Annotated in this window: 14 protein-coding genes, 1 pseudogene and 1 riboswitch; of the genes and pseudogenes, 2 read left to right on the forward strand and 13 right to left on the reverse strand. The window is 70.0% G+C overall.

The features are described 5' to 3' along the window. Positions 1-43 precede the first annotated feature (43 nt). Positions 44-2572, forward strand: a complete 2529-nt coding sequence (locus tag FPZ41_RS34290; protein ID WP_152867487.1) for an ABC transporter permease — start codon at positions 44-46, stop codon at positions 2570-2572. 118 nt (positions 2573-2690) lie between these two features. Here FPZ41_RS34290 and FPZ41_RS34295 read toward each other — a convergent pair whose 3' ends face one another. The 8 genes from FPZ41_RS34295 to FPZ41_RS34330 form a co-directional block, all read right to left on the reverse strand. Continuing rightward, positions 2691-3983 (reverse strand): class I SAM-dependent methyltransferase, encoded by a 1293-nt coding sequence (locus FPZ41_RS34295; protein WP_152867497.1) that lies wholly within the window; start codon positions 3981-3983, stop codon positions 2691-2693. Positions 3984-4209: 226 nt separating this feature from the next. Continuing rightward, a complete protein-coding gene (locus tag FPZ41_RS34300; protein ID WP_152867488.1) occupies positions 4210-5598 on the reverse strand; it encodes an NAD(P)/FAD-dependent oxidoreductase in 1389 nt (462 codons plus the stop codon). 398 nt (positions 5599-5996) lie between these two features. Further along, positions 5997-6983, reverse strand: a complete 987-nt coding sequence (locus tag FPZ41_RS34305) for a Ppx/GppA phosphatase family protein (protein ID WP_322621083.1) — start codon at positions 6981-6983, stop codon at positions 5997-5999. Beyond that, positions 6980-7510 (reverse strand): DUF501 domain-containing protein, encoded by a 531-nt coding sequence (locus FPZ41_RS34310; protein ID WP_152867489.1) that lies wholly within the window; start codon positions 7508-7510, stop codon positions 6980-6982. The genes FPZ41_RS34305 and FPZ41_RS34310 overlap by 4 nt, the downstream gene beginning before the upstream one ends. Before the next feature lie 30 nt (positions 7511-7540). Continuing rightward, on the reverse strand, positions 7541-8017 hold the full coding sequence (locus FPZ41_RS34315; RefSeq protein WP_152867490.1) for an FtsB family cell division protein: 477 nt from the start codon (positions 8015-8017) through the stop codon (positions 7541-7543). 128 nt (positions 8018-8145) lie between these two features. Beyond that, positions 8146-9426 (reverse strand): phosphopyruvate hydratase, encoded by a 1281-nt coding sequence (eno, locus tag FPZ41_RS34320; RefSeq protein ID WP_131566403.1) that lies wholly within the window; start codon positions 9424-9426, stop codon positions 8146-8148. Between the two features lie 322 nt (positions 9427-9748). Continuing rightward, a complete protein-coding gene (locus tag FPZ41_RS34325) occupies positions 9749-10492 on the reverse strand; it encodes a LysM peptidoglycan-binding domain-containing protein (protein WP_152867492.1) in 744 nt (247 codons plus the stop codon). Between the two features lie 4 nt (positions 10493-10496). Continuing rightward, positions 10497-10693, reverse strand: a riboswitch (cyclic di-AMP (ydaO/yuaA leader). A 204-nt stretch (positions 10694-10897) separates the two neighbouring features. Then, positions 10898-11923 (reverse strand): LysM peptidoglycan-binding domain-containing protein, encoded by a 1026-nt coding sequence (locus FPZ41_RS34330; protein ID WP_152867493.1) that lies wholly within the window; start codon positions 11921-11923, stop codon positions 10898-10900. Between the two features lie 432 nt (positions 11924-12355). Here FPZ41_RS34330 and FPZ41_RS34335 point away from each other — a divergent pair, with 432 nt between their 5' ends. Beyond that, positions 12356-13594 carry a cytochrome P450 family protein gene (locus tag FPZ41_RS34335; RefSeq protein WP_322621084.1) on the forward strand — a complete coding sequence of 413 codons (1239 nt, stop codon included), beginning with the start codon at positions 12356-12358 and terminating at the stop codon, positions 13592-13594. A gap of 6 nt (positions 13595-13600) precedes the next feature. On the opposite strand, the gene FPZ41_RS34340 is transcribed toward FPZ41_RS34335, so the two are convergent. The 5 genes and pseudogenes from FPZ41_RS34340 to FPZ41_RS48905 form a co-directional block, all read right to left on the reverse strand. Further along, positions 13601-14569, reverse strand: a complete 969-nt coding sequence (locus FPZ41_RS34340; protein WP_322621085.1) for a nucleoside triphosphate pyrophosphohydrolase — start codon at positions 14567-14569, stop codon at positions 13601-13603. A 180-nt stretch (positions 14570-14749) separates the two neighbouring features. Further along, positions 14750-15409 (reverse strand): SurA N-terminal domain-containing protein, encoded by a 660-nt coding sequence (locus tag FPZ41_RS34345; RefSeq protein WP_152867495.1) that lies wholly within the window; start codon positions 15407-15409, stop codon positions 14750-14752. A 175-nt stretch (positions 15410-15584) separates the two neighbouring features. Continuing rightward, positions 15585-16412, reverse strand: coding sequence for a glycoside hydrolase domain-containing protein (locus tag FPZ41_RS34350; RefSeq protein ID WP_152867496.1), 828 nt, complete (start codon positions 16410-16412; stop codon positions 15585-15587). A gap of 187 nt (positions 16413-16599) precedes the next feature. Beyond that, positions 16600-18081 carry a serine/threonine-protein kinase gene (locus tag FPZ41_RS34355; protein WP_152867500.1) on the reverse strand — a complete coding sequence of 494 codons (1482 nt, stop codon included), beginning with the start codon at positions 18079-18081 and terminating at the stop codon, positions 16600-16602. A 38-nt stretch (positions 18082-18119) separates the two neighbouring features. Continuing rightward, positions 18120-18320: pseudogene (locus FPZ41_RS48905) on the reverse strand (hypothetical protein); the annotation flags it as partial.

An 18320-nucleotide genomic window follows, 5' to 3' on the forward strand; every position in this document is an offset into this window, starting at 1 on the left:
CCCCCAGCCTTCACCCCAACCCCAACCCTGGACAGAGAACCCCATGTTCCGTACCGCCCTGCGCAACGTGTTCGCGCACAAGGCCCGGCTGTTGATGACCGTGCTCGCCGTGATGCTCGGCGTGGCGTTCGTGTCGGGCACGCTGGTCTTCACGAACACCATCTCGGAGGCGTATCAGAAGAGTTCGGCGAAGGGCTTCGACCACGTCGACGTCGCCGTCGCGCCCAAGTACCGGGAGGGCGAGGGCGACAAGGTGGGCAAGTCCGCCGAGCTCACCCAGGACCTCCTCGACAAGGCCGAGCAGACCCCGGGCGCCGCGTCGGCCGTCGGTGTCGTCTCCGGCTTCACCGCCATCGCCGACAAGGACGGCAAGCTCGTGGGCGGCGGCTTCCAGTCCCGGGGCGGCAACTACTGGGGGGACAAGGACGCCCGGTACCCCCTCGCGTCCGGGCGTGCCCCGAGCGGCAGCGGACAGGTCGCCATCGACTCCGAGACCGCCGCCCGCGCCGGTTACAAGGTCGGCGACACGGTCCGCCTCTCCGTGAACGGCCCGGTCCTCACCCCCACGATCAGCGCGATCTTCACCACGGACGACGGCAACGTCTCCGCGGGCGGCAGCCTCGCCCTCTTCGACACCGCCACCGCCCAGCAGCTCTTCGGCAAGAAGGGCACGTACGACGAGATCGACGTGAAGGCGGCGGCCGGCACCAGCCAGGCGCAGCTCAAGGCCGCGCTCGACAAGGCGCTCCCCAAGGACACGACCGAGACCACCACCGGCAGGCAACTCGCCGACGACCAGGCCGAGACGATCGCCGACTCGATGAGCGGTCTGCGGCAGGGCCTGCTGGTCTTCGCCGGCATCAGCCTCTTCGTCGGCACGTTCATCATCGCCAACACCTTCAGCATGCTGGTCGCCCAGCGCACCAAGGAGCTCGCGCTGCTCCGCGCGGTCGGCGCATCCCGTCGGCAGGTCACCCGCTCCGTGCTCATCGAGGCCTTCGTCGTCGGCACGGTCGCCGCAGTCACCGGTCTCGTCGCCGGCGTCGGCATCGGTGCCGGCCTGCGCTCCCTCGTGGGCTCGCTCGGCGGCACCGTCCCGGACGGGCCGCTGATCATCACCTCGGGCACGGTCGGCGCCGCGCTCGCCGTCGGCATCCTCATCACGATGCTGGCCGCCTGGCTGCCCGGCCGCCGTGCCGCGAAGATCCCGCCGGTCGCGGCGATGAGCAGCGTGCACGCCAAGGCGACCACCAAGTCGCTGGTGCTGCGCAACACGATCGGCGCCCTGTTCTCCGCCGCGGGCATCGCCGTCGTACTGGCCGCGACGACCATGGAGGGCACGGACGGTCAGGCCCCGATGGGTCTGGGTGCCGTCCTGCTGATCATCGGTGTCTTCGTCCTCACGCCGCTCCTCTCCCGTCCGGTCATCGCGACCGCGTCCCCCGTGCTGCGCGTCTTCGGGATCTCCGGCAAGCTGGCCCGCCAGAACTCGGTCCGCAACCCGCGCCGTACCGCCGCCACGGCCTCCGCGCTGATGATCGGTCTCACCCTCATCACGGGCATGACGGTGATGGCGGGCAGCCTGCAGACGTCCATCGACAAGATGGCCGCGTCGGCGATCAAGGCCGACTACGTCGTGTCGATGGCGAACGGGCCCTTCCTCTCGCCCGACGTCGAGAAGAAGCTCGCCGACACCGGCTACGTCACCGCCACCAGCCCGCTGCGCAACGCGCCCTCCCGCATCGACGGCGAGACCGAGTACCTGACCGGCGTCAAGGGCAGCACGATCGGGAAGCTCACCGACCTCAAGGTCGACGACGGTGCCTTCGAGGTCGGCGGCAGCCGGGTCGTCGTGGACGGCGACACCGCCGAGCGGCACGGCTGGAAGGCCGGTTCGGACTTCACGGTCTCCTACGAGGACGGCAAGAAGCAGCAGCTGACGGTCGCCGGGATCTACGAGGCCAACGAGATGATGCGCGGCATCATGCTCGACCTCGGCACGCTCTCCCCGCACCAGTCGAACCCCACCGACATGCAGGTCATGGTGAAGACGTCCGACGGAGCGTCCGCCGCGACGAAGGACCGGCTGGAGAAGGCCCTCGGCAGCAACCCGGCCATCCGGGTCCAGGACAAGAAGGACATCTCCAACGGCATCGCGCAGATGTTCACGCTGATCCTGAACATGGTCTACGGTCTGCTCGCCATGGCGGTCCTCGTCGCCGTCCTCGGGGTCATCAACACCCTGGCCATGTCGGTCTTCGAACGCTCCCAGGAGATCGGGATGCTGCGCGCGATCGGCCTCGACCGCAAGGGGATCAAGCGCATGGTCCGCCTGGAGTCGCTGGTGATCTCGCTCTTCGGCGGCGTGCTCGGCATCGGCCTCGGCGTGTTCTTCGGCTGGGCGGCCGGTGAGCTGCTGGGCACCAGGATGGCGACGTACGAACTGGTCCTGCCCTGGGCCCGGATGGCCCTCTTCCTGCTCCTCGCGGCCACGGTCGGCGTCCTGGCGGCCCTCTGGCCGGCCCGCCGCGCGGCCCGGCTCAACATGCTGGCGGCGATCAAGTCGGAGTAGTTGTACGTGACCGGGGCCCCGTTCCGCACCAGCCGGGACGGGGCCCCTTCACGCACGCCCCTTCACGCACGCACCTTCACGCACGCACCTTCACGCACGCACCTTCACGTACGCACCGTCACGACCCCCACGTACGGGACCGCAGCGGCATCCGCGAGTCGCCCGTCTCCGGGGTGCGGACCGCCAGGACCTGGTTGACGCCGATCCGGTTGCGCTCGAAGGACAGCGCGGAGGCCGCCATGTAGAGGCGCCAGACGCGGGCGCGGCCGGGGCTGGTGAGCCGGACCGCGCGGGGCCAGCCGGCCTCCAGGTTGGCGACCCAGTGGCGCAGGGTGAGCGCGTAGTGCTCGCGGATCGACTCGACGTCGCGCACCTCGAACCCGGCCCGCTCCAGCTGGGTGACCGTGGTGCCGATGGGCGCGAGCTCACCGTCCGGGAAGACATAGGCGTCGATGAACTCGTCGACGGTGTACGCCGATTCGTTGCGCTGCGGACGGCGGGCGATCTGGTGGTTGAGGAGCCGGCCGCCGGGCTCCAGCAGTCCGTACAGCCGGTCGGCGTACTCCAGGTAGCGCTCGGCGCCGACGTGTTCCGCCATGCCGATGGAGGAGATCGCGTCGAACGGGCCGTCCGTGACGTCCCGGTAGTCCTGAACCCGGATCTCGACCCGATCGGTGAGTCCCTCGTCGGCGACGCGCTTGCGGGCGTACGCGGCCTGTTCCTGGGAGAGGGTGACGCCGACGACGTGTGCGCCGTACTCGCGGGCCGCGTGGATGGCCATGGAGCCCCAGCCGCAGCCGACGTCGAGAAGCCGGGTGCCGGACGTCAGGCCGAGCTTGCGGCAGATGAGGTCGAGCTTGTCCGCTTGCGCGGCTTCGAGGGTGCCGTCCGGGGAGTCCCAGTAGGCGCACGAGTAGACCATCGACGGGCCGAGGACGAGCTCGTAGAAGTCGTTTCCCACGTCGTAGTGATGGCTGATGGCGCGTCGGTCGGTGCGCCTGGTGTGCCGATGGCGGCCGGTTCGGACCTCCTCGCGGGGCGGAGCGGGCGGCAGCGGCGGTCCGGCCATCCTGACGAGGCCGCGGACGGCGGCGCGCACCTCGGGGTCGCGCAGGGCTCCCCCGAGCCCCCGGGCGTCCTCCGCGCGCTCCCACAGGAGACCCGCCAGCAGGTCGAGCGTGGCGTAGAGGTCTCCGTCGATGTCCAGGTCTCCGGCGACCCAGGCCCGTGCCAGGCCCAGCTCGCCCGGTTTCCACAGCAGCCGGCGCAGGGCGCGGCGGTTGCGTACGACGAGGGTCGGTGCGCCGGGGGGCCCTGCCTGCGAACCGTCCCAAGCTCGGATACGCACCGGGAGCGGAACCCCCAGCACCTGTTCTGCGAATCTGCTCAGCCGCGACGCGGCGTCGGCCATGGCGCACACCTCCGTGACGATCGATCCCGGAATGTCCAACACCACGTAAACACCTGCGGGGGTGGGTCGCAGTCCCCCATCAGCGTTACAGGTGTGCAAAACGTTTACGCCGACGCCGGGGCTTCTCCGGTTCCGCAACGCCGAAGGGGCCGCCCGCACCACGGATGGCGGACGGCCCCTTCGGGGCGTGCTGTTGACCGGAGGTCAGGAGGCCTTGGCCCGGAGGTCAGGAGGCCTTGGCCTTCTCCGGTGCGTTCTCGCTCCTCACGGCCTGCGCGGGAGCGGGCTTCGCGGCCTCGTAGAACTCGTCGCGCGGGTTCTCCATGGCGCCGAGGGAGACGACCTCGCGCTTGAGGAACATGGCGAGCGTCCAGTCGGCGAAGACGCGGATCTTGCGGTTCCAGGTCGGCATGGCCAGACCGTGGTAGCCACGGTGCATGTACCAGGCGAGACGGCCCTTGACCTTGATCTTCATCTTGCCCATGACGATCATCGCGACGCCCTTGTGGAGGCCGAGACCCGCCACCGCGCCCTTGTTGGCGTGGCTGTACTCCTTCTGCGGGAAGCCCCGCATACCGGAGACCACGTTGTCGCCGAGGACCTTCGCCTGACGCAGCGCGTGCTGGGCGTTCGGCGGGCACCAGGCGTTCTCCACGCCGGCCTTGCGGGCGGCGACGTCCGGCACCTGGGCGTTGTCACCGGCGGCCCAGATGTAGTCCGTGCCCGTGACCTGGAGGGTGGGCGCGCAGTCCACGTGACCGCGCGGGCCGAGAGGGAGGCCGAAGCGCGAGAGCACCGGGTTCGGCTTGACGCCGGCCGTCCACACGATCGTGTTGGAGTCGACCTCAAGTCCGTTCTTCAGCACCACGTGTCCGTCGACACAGGAGTCCATGGAGGTGGAGAGGTAGATCTCGACCCCGCGGCTCTCCAGGTGCTCCCTGCCGTACTGGCCGAGCTTGGGGCCGACCTCGGGGAGGATCTTGTCGGCGGCGTCGACGAGGACGAACCGCATGTCCTCGCGGGAGACGCTCTTGTAGTACTTGGCCGCGTCCCGGGCCATGTCCTCGACCTCGCCGATGGTCTCCGCACCGGCGAAGCCACCGCCGATGAAGACGAAGGTGAGCGCCTTGCGGCGGATCTCCTCGTCGTTGGTGGAGTCGGCCTTGTCGAGCTGCTCCAGAACGTGGTTGCGCAGGCCGATGGACTCCTCGATGCCCTTCATGCCGATGCCCTGCTCGGCGAGGCCGGGGATCGGGAAGGTCCGGGAGATCGCGCCCATCGCGACGACCAGGTAGTCGAAGGGCAGTTCGTACGCCTCACCGACCAGCGGGGCAACGCGTGCGACCTTGCGGTCCTGGTCGATGCTGGTGACCCGGCCGGTGAGGACCTCGGCCTTCGGCAGCACGCGTCGCAGCGGGACGACGACGTGGCGAGGCGAGATGCTTCCGGCGGCGGCTTCGGGAAGGAAGGGCTGGTAGGTCATGTACGACCGGGGGTCGACGACCGTGACGGTCGCCTCTCCGTAGCGCATCTTCTTGAGGATGCGCCGAGCTGCGTACAGGCCTACGTACCCACCGCCTACTACGAGGATCCTGGGACGCTCCGTGGTGCTCATGGCATCGAGTATGTACCCGCCCCCAGGGGGGTGCTCGTGCGCCCCTTCACAAGCTTGACCAGCCCCTGTGCTACACTCCGCGACCCGCGTGACACAGATCATGACCCGGCGGGGGAACCACCGTGTGGGGCGGACCGTTGTCAATGCCGCGTGAGCTGCCCATCCGGGCCGAGCGGCCCCTTGCGAGCCGCCCCGTCCGCCCCTCAGCGACTCCCCTCGGAGAGTCGGAGGACACCCTTTCTGAACACGTTCAGGGGCCCGCTCAACCCCGGGACGGGGCGGCCGGACCCCCTTCCTCGCCCTACAGGGGACAATTCCTTGTGAAGAACTTCACGAAGTTTTTCGGCGGTGCGTCACCTGGGGCTGTGTCCGCGCTCCGGCGCACCCCTCGACGACGCTCATACGGTGTCCGACCTGCTCAGCAGAGCCTTCGGCTCCGCGTCCTCCGCCGCCTTGAAGGCGATGCCGTCGAGGATGTCGTGCTCGCTGACCACGACCTCCTCCGCGCCGATCCGCTCCATGATCGACAGCAGGACGAGCGCGCCCGCACCGATCACGTCCACCCGTCCCGGATGCATGGACGGAACCGCCGCGCGCTCGGCATGCGTGGAGCGCAGCAGCCACTCGGTGATCTCGCGGACCCGGCCGTGGGAGACCCGGGAGTGGTGGATGGCGGCCGAGTCGTACGCGGGCAGGTCCTGCGCGATCGCCGACACCGTCGTCACGGACCCCGCCAGCCCGACCAGGGTGCGCGCCTCGCGCAGCGGCACCGTCTCCTCGGCGAGGTCGAGGGCCGCCTCGATGTCGGCCCGCATGGCCGCGATCTGCTCCTCGGAGGGCGGGTCGCTCACCACCCCGCCGTGCACCAGGTGCCGCTCGGTCATCCGCACGCAGCCCACGTCGACGGAGCGCGCCGCGCACACATGGGCGTCCCCTACGACGAACTCGGTCGACCCGCCGCCGATGTCCACGACCAGGAACGGCCGGTGCAGGTCCTGCCTGCCCGCCAGTTCCCTGGTGGCCCCGGTGAAGGAGAACTCCGCCTCCTGGTCGCCGGTGACGACCACGGGTTCGACGCCGAGGATGTCGAGCACCCCGCGCACGAACTCGTCCCGGTTCTCGGCGTCCCGGGAGGCGGAGGTGGCGACGAAGCGCAGGTGCTCGGCGCCGTGCTCCTTGATGACGGCCGCGTACGCGCGGCAGGCGGCGAAGGTCCGCTCCAGCGCCTCGGGGGCGAGCCGGCCGGTGCGGTCGACGCCCTGGCCGAGCCGGACGATCGTCATACGGCGGTCGAGCTCGACGAGTTCACCGGTCTCGGGGCTCGCCTCGGCGACCAGCAGCCGGATCGAGTTCGTACCGCAGTCGATGGCGGCGACGCGCGTCACTGGCTGTCCTCCTCCGTGGCCGTCACACACGGGCCCTTGCGCCACCACTCGGGCAGCATGGCGATCGCCTCGTCACCCAAGGGGTTGACCCCCGGCCCTGCCGCCAGCGAGTGCGCCACGAGCACGTGCAGGCACTTCACCCGGTCCGGCATGCCTCCGGCGCTCGGGAAGCCCTTCAGCTCCTCGATCTCGTCACGGCGACGGATGTAGTCCTCGTGCGCGGAGCGGTACGCGGCGGCCAGCTCGGGGTCCGTGCCCAGCCGCTCCGTCATCTCCTTCATCACCCCGTTCGCCTCCAGCGTGCCGATCGCGGAGGCGGCACGCGGACACGTCAGGTAGTACGTCGTCGGGAACGGCGTACCGTCCGGCAGCCGAGGCGCCGTCTCGACCACGTCGGGCTGCCCGCACGGGCAACGGTGCGCGATCGCGCGCAGTCCGCGCGGCGGACGGCCGAGCTGCTGCTTGAAGGCCGCCACGTCCGCGTCGGTCGGCTCGGTGCGCGGGGTGGAAGGCGGGGGTGTTTCCATGCCTGCTTCTGAGGTCTCTCTCGTCAAGTCTTAACGGTCGGCGGCGTCGGCCTTGTCGACCCCGTCCCAGACATTGGCGTACCAGGGACGATCGGCCGCCCCCTGCGTCGTACGCGACTGCTTGGCCGCGTCCGGGTCGATCACGATGTACCCGGTCTCGCCGGGCATCACATAGTGCAGCCGCTGCCGGATCTGCTGCTCGGCGTACGCGTCGTCCTGCCAGCGCGCCTTGAGGTCGCGCAGCTGCTCGACCCGCTCGCGGGCCTCGTCCCGTCGCTGCTCCAGCTCGGCGATCTCGGCGCGCTGGGAAACGTACTGCCTTATCGGGTACGCCAGCGCCACGACCAGCGAGCAGAGCACGAGCGCGAGCAGGGCGGCCCGCCCGGTCAGCCGGGAGCGGCGGGCCTGGCGTCTGGTCTGGGAGCGGTAGACACGGGCCGCCGTCTGCTCGCCGAGCAGTCGCAGCCTGGTCGCGGTGGAGAAACGGTCCCGGTCCTTGACGGCCATTCAGCCTCTCCGCCTCCGCTTGCCTGCGTGCTTTCTACGTGCGTACGTCCCCGCACACGGTACGGGACCGGGCACGGGGACGTACGGACGACTGGCCAAGCCTTGCTCCTGGGCGGCTCAGCCCTTGATCAGCCCTTGAAGCGGGGGAAGGCGCTGCGGCCCGCGTACACCGCCGCGTCGTCGAGGATCTCCTCGATGCGCAGCAGCTGGTTGTACTTGGCGACGCGCTCGGAGCGGGCCGGGGCGCCGGTCTTGATCTGGCCGCAGTTGGTGGCGACGGCCAGGTCGGCGATGGTGACGTCCTCCGTCTCACCGGAGCGGTGGGACATCATGCACTTGAAGCCGTTGCGCTGGGCCATCTCGACGGCGTCCAGGGTCTCGGTGAGCGAGCCGATCTGGTTCACCTTCACCAGCAGGGCGTTGGCCGCGCCCTCGTCGATACCGCGGGCCAGGCGCTCGGGGTTGGTGACGAAAAGGTCGTCGCCGACGAGCTGGACCTTGTCACCGAGCTTGTCGGTGATGGTCTTCCAGCCGTCCCAGTCGTCCTCGAACAGCGGATCCTCGATGGAGACCAGCGGGTAGGCCTCGACCAGCTCCGCGTAGTAGTCCGTCATCTCGGCGGCGGAGCGCGTCTTGCCCTCGAAGACGTAGGAGCCGTCCTTGTAGAACTCGGAGGCGGCGACGTCGAGCGCGAGGGCGATCTGCTCGCCGGGGGTGTAGCCGGCCTCCTTGATCGCCTCGAGGATGAGGTCGAGGGCCTCGCGGTTGGAGCCGAGGTTCGGGGCGAAGCCGCCCTCGTCGCCGAGGCCGGTGGCCAGGCCCTTGCTCTTCAGGACCTTCTTCAGGGTGTGGTAGATCTCGGCGCCCCAGCGCAGGGCCTCGGAGAAGGTCTCCGCACCGATCGGGGCGATCATGAACTCCTGGATGTCCACGTTGGAGTCGGCGTGCGAGCCGCCGTTCAGGATGTTCATCATCGGCACCGGCAGCAGGTGCGCGTTCGGACCGCCCAGGTAACGGAAGAGGGGCAGGTCGGACGCCTCGGAGGCGGCGTGGGCTACGGCGAGGGAGACGCCGAGGATGGCGTTGGCGCCGAGCGAGCCCTTGTTGTCGGTGGCGTCCAGGTCGAACATCGCCTGGTCGATCAGGCGCTGCTCGGTGGCGTCGTAGCCGACCAGCTCCGGACCGATCTGCTCGATCACGGCCAGGACGGCCTTCTCGACGCCCTTGCCGAGGTAGCGGTTCGAGTCGCCGTCGCGGAGCTCGATGGCCTCGAAGGCGCCCGTGGAGGCGCCGGACGGGACGGCGGCACGACCGGTGCTGCCGTCGTCGAGGCCGACCTCGACCTCGACCGTGGGGTTGCCTCGGGAGTCCAGGATTTCCCGGGCTACGACGACGTCGATGGACGGCACGAGCATCTCCTTCTGGATGTGACGCGTTACGCGGGCCGTGGTAGCCCTGCGGGATGAGCCTAACCGGCTCCGGGCGATCAGCCAGTCTCCCGCCCACCCGGTGGACCAAACCGAGAGTAAATTGTTCCTGAACTGAACAAAACAGGGGGCGCAAAAGACGCCGCCCTGGTGTGCACGTGGGCACGAAAAACCCCGCCCCGGTGCGTACGGGGGAACACGCACCGGGGCGGGGAGCCCGTGGGGGCGGGGGCCCTCACGAGGCCTCCACCATGATGGACACGAATGTGAGGGCGCTGCGGTTCAGCTGTGAACGCGCCTGTTCTCAGCGCAGGTGCAGCTGCTGGCCGGGATAGATGAGGTCGGCCTCGTCGATGATGCCCTTGTTGAGCTTGAAGAGCTTCTGCCAGCCGCCCTTGACCTTCTCCTTCTCGGCGATGCCGCTGAGGGTGTCGCCCTTGACGACCTTGTACTCGCCGTCGCCCTTCTTGACCTTCTTGCCGGTCGGGGTCTCGACGGTGGCCCGCTCCGAGGAACGCGAGGCGCGGTGCTCCTGGCCGCCGGAGCTCTTGGTGCTCTGCTCGGCGGAGCCGGAGTTCGAGGACGAGCCCGAGTCGGAGGACGAGCCGGAGCCCGAGGTGGAGCCCGAGTTCGAGGAGGAGCCGGAGCCCGAGGAGGCGCCGCCGCCGTCGTACGCGGCGCTGGACAGACCCGTGCCGCAGGTCGGCCAGGCGCCCTTGCCCTGGCTCGCGAGGACCTTCTCGGCGATCTCGATCTGCTGGGCCTTGCCGGCCTGGTCGGCGCTGGCGGCGTACTTCGTACCGCCGTACGCGGCCCAGGTGGAGGCGGAGAACTGCAGACCGCCGTAGTACCCGTTGCCGGTGTTGATGGACCAGTTGCCGCCGGACTCGCACTGGGCGACGGCGTCCCACTCGGAGCCGGTGGCGGCGGAGGCGGTGCCGGTCGCGAGCAGCGGGGCGGCTATGGCGGCGCCGGTGACGCCGGCGAACGCGGCGATACGGCTGGCCTTGGACGGACGACGGTGCTTGCCCTTGCACGAAGACAGCATGGAGTGATCCCCTCACCGACGCCTGCGAGGTGAGCTGTCGGGTTCGGGCCGGTTGAGTTGCCCGGCCGCGCGGCTGGCTGCGGATGACTTCCGCTGCCGCTTCCGCACGACTTCACCCCAAGCCGTCCCCGGTCGTCTCCCAACTCCCGGGCCCGGCGCCTACCTTGGGTCCCCCGCTCCTGCCTGCGGCGCTTGACGCGACGACTGTTCCCGGGCGGCCGCTGGCAGGATTCGGCGTTGCGGCAGCCGGGGCCCGCGGTGGCGAGCGGTCTTGACCGTAGACCCGCGATTCGCGGAATTTCAAAGACGATCAGGGCTTCTGAGATCTATCTCTCACTGCGTTTAAATCGGACATTCAGTGGCGAACCGGTACGTGAACTTCCGCTATTCCGCGCCCTATTCGGCCTATTCGGCAGGGAGCTCCAGGGTCCGACCGGGGACGATGTTGTCCGCGTCGGCGCCGATGGCCTGCCTGTTCGCGTCGTACAGGGCACGCCATCCGCCGTCGAGGCCAAGGGAGTCGGCGATGGACTCGAGGGTGTCGCCATGGCGGACGGTGTACGCGTGGCGACCGGACGAGGCTTTGACACTGTCGACCGCGGCCTCGTCGGCGCTGGCACCGCGGTGACGGCCGGCACCGCCCGCACCGGCTCCGCCCGTGCCGGTGTCGACCGCCCCGGCTTCGACCGAGCCGGAGTCGACCGCGCCCGTGTCGACGAGACTCCAAGAGCCCACCTTTTGCTCCGACTTGTCCGAGTCGCCCTCGGGGTCTTCTATGGGCGAGCTGTCGGGCGACCGTGAAGCACTGGCGTCGGAACCGGCGGGCGTGCCGGGCTTCGCGGAACTGTCCGCCGAGGCGGACGCGGACGGCGACGACGACGGATCCGGGGAGGATTCGGACGACGAGCCCGATGAACCGCGGGAGCCGGACGAGCCAGATGAGTCGGACGACTCGGACACCTTGGGTGACTTGGACAATCCGGATGAACCGGATGATCCCGATCCATCGGAGGACGAGTCGCCGGCCACGCCGGTGTCGATGGAGACCGAGCCGGACTCCTCGGTGAGCCCGTGGAGCAGTCCGCAGGTCCGCCACGCACCGACGCCCTGGTCCTCCAGGATCTTCTGGGCGACGGCGATCTGCTGGGAACGGCTCGCCAGATCGGGGCTGACGGCGTAGTCGAGGCCGCCGTATTCCTCCCAGTCGCCCTGGGTCAACTGCAGCCCACCGAAGCGCCCGTTGCCCGTGTCGGCACTCCAGGAGCCGCCGCTCTCGCACTCGGCCACGCTGTCCCACACGGTGTTGTCGGCGGCACTGGCCCCCGTGGCGCCGAGGAGCGGGATGGCGATGGCGGAACCGGTCACGCCAGCCGCGACGAGAAGAGCCGGAGCCTGACGGGGGCGCCGGTGACGACCGTTCCCGGAGAGCATGGGGGGACCTTTCGCGAGACAGAGGTGACCGGCGCGACGGATGGTGCGGGGCGTCACGCTGCCCGGTGAACGTATCGGCAGTCTTCGGCTTGTCACAAGTTCATGCCGCGCAGATCACGTGAAGATCACAGCGTTTCGGGTGTGTCACCTCGACAGGTTCCGGTGTGATCCGCGCGGTGACCTCGGCGAGGGACAGGACAGGGGGCAGGAGGGAGCAGGACTGCGGGGCAGGACACGTGGCTGACGCCGGGCCTGTGCCGCTTCCGCGGAGGTTCAGGATGGTCAGCAGGTTCAGGTGGTTCAGCAAACCGGGCCGAAACCCCTCTTGAACCACATGCGCGTCTTGCATCATGTGCTCGCCTTGAACGATGCCGGCCGGTGCCCCGCAGTTCAGCAGCGCGTGCAGGAACCGGCTCCCTATACGGTCATCGTGTGAACGTCCCGAACACCGCCCCCGAACTCTTCACCTGGGAGTTCGCCACCGACCCGTACCCGGCCTACGCGTGGCTGCGCGAGCACTCCCCCGTGCACTGGACGAAACTGCCGAGCGGGGTCGAGGCATGGCTGGTGACTCGCTATTCCGATGCGCGTCAGGCCCTCGCGGACGGCAGGCTGTCGAAGAACCCCGAGCATCACGCCGAGGACGCACAGGGCAAGAGCAGGACCGGCATACCCGGGGAACGCAACGCCAATCTCATGGCGCATCTGCTGAACATCGACCCGCCGGACCACACTCGGCTGCGCCGCCTCGTCTCCAAGGCGTTCACCCCCCGTCGTGTGGTCGAATTCTCGCCTCGTGTACAGGAGTTGGCAGACGGTCTCATCGACCGATTCGCGCCACAGGGCGAGGCCGACCTCATCCACGACTTCGCCTTCCCTCTCCCCATCTACGCGATCTGCGATCTGCTCGGCGTCCCGCGCGAGGATCAGGACGACTTCCGTGACTGGGCCGGGATGATGATCCGGCACGGAGGAGGGCCGCGCGGTGGCGTCGCCCGCTCCGTCAAGAAGATCCGTGGCTATCTGGCCGAACTCATCCATCGCAAGCGCAGCCACCTCGGCGACGACCTGATCTCCGACCTCATCCGCGCCTCCGATCACGGGGAACACCTCACCGAGAACGAAGCGGCCGCGATGTGCTTCGTGCTTCTGTTCGCCGGTTTCGAGACCACCATCAACCTCATCGGCAATGGCATGTACGCGCTGCTGCGCAACCCCGAGCAACGTGCCCTGCTCCAGGGGTCGATCGAGCGCGGCGAAACCGGACTGCTCGACACCGGCATCGAGGAACTGCTCCGCTACGACGGCCCCGTCGAACTGGCCACCTGGCGCTTCGCCACCGAACCCCTCACCATCGGCGGGCAGGCCATCGCCACCGGCGACCCGGTACTGGTGGTCCTCGCCGCCGCGGACCGCGACCCCGCACGGTTCGCCGAGCCGGACCAGCTCGACCTCTCCCGCCGTGACAACCAGCACCTCGGATACGGCCACGGCATCCACTACTGCCTCGGCGCACCTCTGGCCCGCCTCGAAGGCCGTACCGCCATCGAGACGCTGCTGCGCCGGCTGCCCGATCTCCGGCTCGCCGCGGACCCGGCCGATCTGCGGTGGCGAGGTGGGCTCATCATGCGTGGACTGCGCGACCTCCCGGTGCGGTTCACCGCCGTGTGATACCCCTCAGCCCTCCACTTCCCGCACGGCATCCCGATAGGCCCGTGCCGCCGCCCGCAGCGCCGCCTCCGGATCGACGCCCTCCGTCTCGGCCCGCACCGCCAGCGCGAGCAGCTCGTACCCGATGCCCCCGGTCCTCGGCAGCGGCACCTGAAGTCCCGCCATGCGCACGCGCGACGCCAGTTTCGCGGCGAGGGCCAGGCCGGGCTGGTGGAGAGGGATGCCCTCCGTGACCGAGGTGCGCTGCTTCTCGACCGCCTTGGTGCGCAGCCAGTGCTCCTTGACCTCCTCGGGGGTGGTCGCCGTCTCGTCGCCGAAGACGTGCGGGTGGCGGTGGATCAGCTTGGTGACGATGCCGGCGGCCACGTCGTCGATGGAGAAGGGGGCGTCCGGGTCCTCCTCGGCTATGCGGGAGTGGAACACGACCTGGAGGAGGACATCGCCCAGCTCCTCGCGGAGCTCGTCCCGGTCGCCCTCCTCGATCGCCTCCACCAGCTCGTACGCCTCCTCGATGCCGTACTTCGCGAGGCCCTTGTGGGTCTGCTGGGACGACCAGGGGCACTCGGCGCGGATGCGGTCCATGACCTGGACGAGGTCGAGGAGGCGGGCGCCCGGCAGGTCGTACGAGGCGGGGAGCAGCTCCAGCTCGGGCATCGCCACGCGGCCCGAGCCGGCGAGGCGGGCGAGGCCGTCGGTGAGGTGCGGCTCGCCCTCGCCCGTCGCCACGACGACCAGGGTGTGTCCGCCGACGCAGGCGTCTACCAGTTCCTGGGCGCTCGGGGTCGCCTCCTCGACCGCTATGCCCGCCTCCCGGAGGTACGGCAGCTGGGGGTGCGTGCCGTCCGCGCACAGGACGCGGTCCGCGCCGCGCAGCGCCTGCCATGCGGGCCAGGAGAGCAGGCCGGGTGCTACGCGGTGGCTGGTGGTGAGGAGGACGATGCGGCCGGTGGCGCCGTCTGGGCTGGTTGGGTTCACAGATCGAACGTAACCCACGCCACCGTCGCCGCCCGAAGTTATCCACAGGCGGGGCGGGCGATGCTGTCAGGCTTGGTGAACCGTTTGGTCACCGTCCCGACAACGGACACGGTCCCGTGGCTTCGCCGGTTGGGGCTTCGCCGACTGTGGCTACGTCGGCCGGGGCTACGTCGGCCGGGGCTACGCCGGTTGTGGCTGCGCAGGTGCCGTGATCTCCCGTACCCACGGTGTCTTCGCGTCCACGCGGCTGCTCTTCTGGACGTCCCAGGTGCCATAGCGCGGGTTGAGGTCGACGTCGAGTTTCTTCGAGGCGTCGGAGAGTGCCTTCCAGAAGGTGGCCTGGCCCGCGTCGGTGTTCATGTCGACGCCGAGCGCGGTGGCCAGCTTCTGGGCCTCGATCTCGGTGCGGAGGCTGTCGTCGAGGCGCTGGGGGGCCACGCCGTACTGCTGCAGCCAGGTCGTCTCCAGAGCCTTCGGTCCGCCCACCTGCCGCTCCAGGGAGGTACGGAAGGCCTGGATGTCCTTGCGGGTGACGCCGACTCCGGCGTCCTCGACCGCCTTCTTCAGGACCTCGTCGAGGACCATGCTGTGCAGGGTGTCGCGGGTGAGGCCGCCCGTCCGGGCGATGGTCTGCTCGTACTGGGCGTCGTCCGGGGTGGCGGCCCGCTGTGCCGCGCGCACCTCGTTCACCCGGTTCTCCAGTTGCGCGACCGTGATCCGCTGGTCGCCGACGACGGCCGCCGCGCCGGGGTGCGCGTCGTTCCCGCAGGCGGTGAGGAGGGGCGCCGCGGTGACGATCGTGGCGCAGAGGACGAGGGCGGTGCGACGACGGCGGTGCAAGTTGGCCTCCCGAGGAGATTGTGCGACGGTGCACAAGGTCTTGCGGTGATCGATGGTAGGCAGTGACTGTGTTCCAGACCAGCCTTCCCCAAGTACTTCGTGAAGCACTTTGTGCAGGGGAGGCCCCAGGACCAACGATTCACGACGACTTCGGGCACCGCCGCCCGGCCGCTCCTCAGCCGGTGATCGCCACCGGCGCGTCCCAGGCGTCCCGGTCCACCGTGATGGTGTAACCGCCGCGTGACTCCTTGCTGTTGACCATGTACTGGTGGCCCCTGCTGTGACCGGTCCACTGGGTGGCGCGGAACGGCCAGTCCGCGGTCGTGGTGTTCTGCTTGTCCCACAGCGCGTACCAGAGGTTGCCCGGCAGGTCCGTGCGGTCGGTCGCGTCGGCGACGGCCTTCGCGCCGGAGCTGGTGAAGCCGTACAGGCCGGCCCGGTAGGTCTTGTCGCGCAGGGTTCTGTCGAAGGCCCGGACGTATGTCAGCACCGCGTCGTTGCAGGACTTGTTCGTGATGTCGTACGACTCCATGTCGAGGTGGACCGGGCTGCCGGCCTTCATGCCGAGGGCCGACGCCCTGGCCACGGCGTCCGCCGCGTCGGTGGCGCCGAGCGAGGCGGCGGTGGAGGCGGTGAGCTTCTCGGGGTTGGAGCCGGACTGGCAGGGCGGCTGGGCGCCGACGTAGATCGGGATGAGTTTCCAGCCCAAGGAGCTGACCGACTTCACCCAGGAGGCGGTGAGGTTGGGCTGGGCGCAGCCTCGGTTCCTGCCGCCGACGTAGACGGCCGCCGCTCCGTAGAAACCGGTGTGCCAGGCCTTCATCGCGGACAGCGAGGGCGCGGCACAGGTGTCGAAGGCGCGGCCGGTGTACGTGCGCTGCGCGGGCCATGTCGTGGCCGCCGTCGAGGTCTGCGCCGCGATGCCGGCTCCGGCGACGACGGCGGCGCCGGCCGCTGCCCAGGTGAGGTATCCGCGCTTCTTGGACTGCCGATGGCTGGACATGCGTGACCCCACCCCTGTTGGCGCTGGACGGTTCGATGCGGAGAGTTCGTCGGACGGCTCGCACCGTCGCTCGCCCACTGGCTCGCACATCGGCTCGCAACCTAACCGGCGGCTTTTCTGGGTTCGGGAAACCCGCGACCTCGGCCTCCACAAGATTCCGCCAAGGTGGCGCAAAGCTTTCTCAGCTCTAGCCGCGCACCTGCCCCAGCCACTGGAGGGTCCGCCGTACCTCGCCGGCCAGCGGGTGGCCGGGGCCCCTGAGCCGTTCCACGTCGATCACCAGGCGGGCCAGGGTGTCGCGGGCGGCGGCGCGGTCGCCGAGGGCGAGGAGGAGGTGGCCGATGCGGCGGCGGACGTCCAGGGAGAGCTCGGGGTCGCCGGCCACGTACTGGTTCTCGTAGTACGGCAGCAGGGAGCGGTACTCGGCGAGCGCGGCGGACGCCTCGCCGAGCTGCTCCAGGCACTGGGCGATGTCGTAGCGGAAGCGCAGGGACTGCGGGTCGGCCTGACCCGCCTCCTTGGCCCGCTCGTCGGCGAGGCGGCGCAGCTCGGGCAGGGCGCGGCGGTACTGGCCGTCGTCCATGAGGGTCGCCGCGTACTGCTTGCGCAGGGTGCGGACGACGGGTGAGTGCTCGCCGTGCTGGGAGGCGGCGGCCGGGAGGATCTGGCCGAGGATGTCGACGGCCTGGGTGATACGGCCCTCGCCGAGGAGCCGTTTGACCTCGTCGACGGCGCCCGCGACGTCGGGCTTGTCGACGGTGGGCGCGGCCTGGGGCTGCGGCGCGGGTGTGCGGGCGCGGTCCGGCCAGGGCGCGTGCGGGCGCAGGAACGGTCGGGTGGGGTCGAGCGGGGCGCCGGTGGGCATCCCGCGCGCGGGGAGGAGCGGCAGGAGCTGCTCGTACGTCTCCTGCGCGGACTCCGGGCGGTGCTGCGGGTCCTTGGCCAGCAGGCGCAGTACGAGCGCCTCCAGGGGTTCGGGCACCTCGGGGCGCAGACGGCGGACCGGGACCGGGGGCTCGTAGAGGTGGCGGTGGAGGACGCCGAGGGCCGTGGAGCCCGCGAACGGGACGTTTCCGCTGAGCAGTTCGTGCATGAGCACGCCCAGCGCGTACAGGTCGGTGTACGGGCCGACCGCGCCGCCCATCGCCTGCTCGGGGGCCATGTAGGCGGGGCTGCCGATGGGTGAGCCGGTGTGTGTCAGGCGGGTGGTGTCCGTGTCCATCACGGAGGCGACGCCCAGGTCGAGGACGGTGACCGTGCCGTCCTGCTTGACCATGACGTTCCGCGGCTTCAGGTCGCGGTGGACGATCGGCACGGCGTGCACGGCGGACAGTACGGCGCACAGCTGGGCGGCGACCGAGACGGTCCACTGCCAGGGGTACGGGTCGTGCTCGGCGAGGTGGTCGGAGAGGTCGGCGCCGTCGATGTACTGCATGACGAGGAACAGCTCCTCGCCCTCGCTGCCCGCGTCGTGGACCGTGACCAGGCCGGGGTGGTCGACCTGTGCGGTTACCCGGCACTCGCGGAGGAAGCGGCGGCGCAGCTCGTCGGCCTCATGGCCCGCGACCTTGTCGGGGCGCAGCAACTTGACGGCAACGCGGCGGTCGAGGCGCTGGTCGTAGGCCGTCCAGACCTGGCCCATGCCGCCCTGGCCGATGAGCGTGGACAGTTCGTAGCGGCCCGCGACGACGCGTCCTGTCTCGCCGCTCACCTGCCGCCCTCGTGCTTACGCAGGTAGTCACTGAGCTCGTCGAGCTCGGCGCGCACCTGGTCGATGCGCGCGGGTGCCGGTCGCTGCGGCTGGGGCTGCGGTTGCGTCTGCTGCGGCTGTCCTTGCGTCTGCGGCTGTATGGGCGGCTGCTGCTGTATGGGCGGCTGCTGCTGGACCGGCGGGGAGGGAGGGAAGGG

The sequence above is a fragment of the Streptomyces acidicola genome (assembly GCF_009377235.1).
GTDB classification, from domain to species: domain Bacteria; phylum Actinomycetota; class Actinomycetes; order Streptomycetales; family Streptomycetaceae; genus Streptomyces; species Streptomyces acidicola.

What these genes read in the sequence shown, in the direction of transcription:
- FPZ41_RS34330 (WP_152867493.1), bottom strand. Translation starts at nt 11,923, where the DNA reads ATGCTCTCCGGGAACGGTCGTCACCGGCGCCCCCGTCAGGCTCCGGCT.
- FPZ41_RS34295 (WP_152867497.1), bottom strand. Translation starts at nt 3,983, where the DNA reads ATGGCCGACGCCGCGTCGCGGCTGAGCAGATTCGCAGAACAGGTGCTG.
- FPZ41_RS34300 (WP_152867488.1), bottom strand. Translation starts at nt 5,598, where the DNA reads ATGAGCACCACGGAGCGTCCCAGGATCCTCGTAGTAGGCGGTGGGTAC.
- FPZ41_RS34310 (WP_152867489.1), bottom strand. Translation starts at nt 7,510, where the DNA reads ATGGAAACACCCCCGCCTTCCACCCCGCGCACCGAGCCGACCGACGCG.
- FPZ41_RS34325 (WP_152867492.1), bottom strand. Translation starts at nt 10,492, where the DNA reads ATGCTGTCTTCGTGCAAGGGCAAGCACCGTCGTCCGTCCAAGGCCAGC.
- FPZ41_RS34315 (WP_152867490.1), bottom strand. Translation starts at nt 8,017, where the DNA reads ATGGCCGTCAAGGACCGGGACCGTTTCTCCACCGCGACCAGGCTGCGA.
- FPZ41_RS34350 (WP_152867496.1), bottom strand. Translation starts at nt 16,412, where the DNA reads ATGTCCAGCCATCGGCAGTCCAAGAAGCGCGGATACCTCACCTGGGCA.
- FPZ41_RS34290 (WP_152867487.1), top strand. Translation starts at nt 44, where the DNA reads ATGTTCCGTACCGCCCTGCGCAACGTGTTCGCGCACAAGGCCCGGCTG.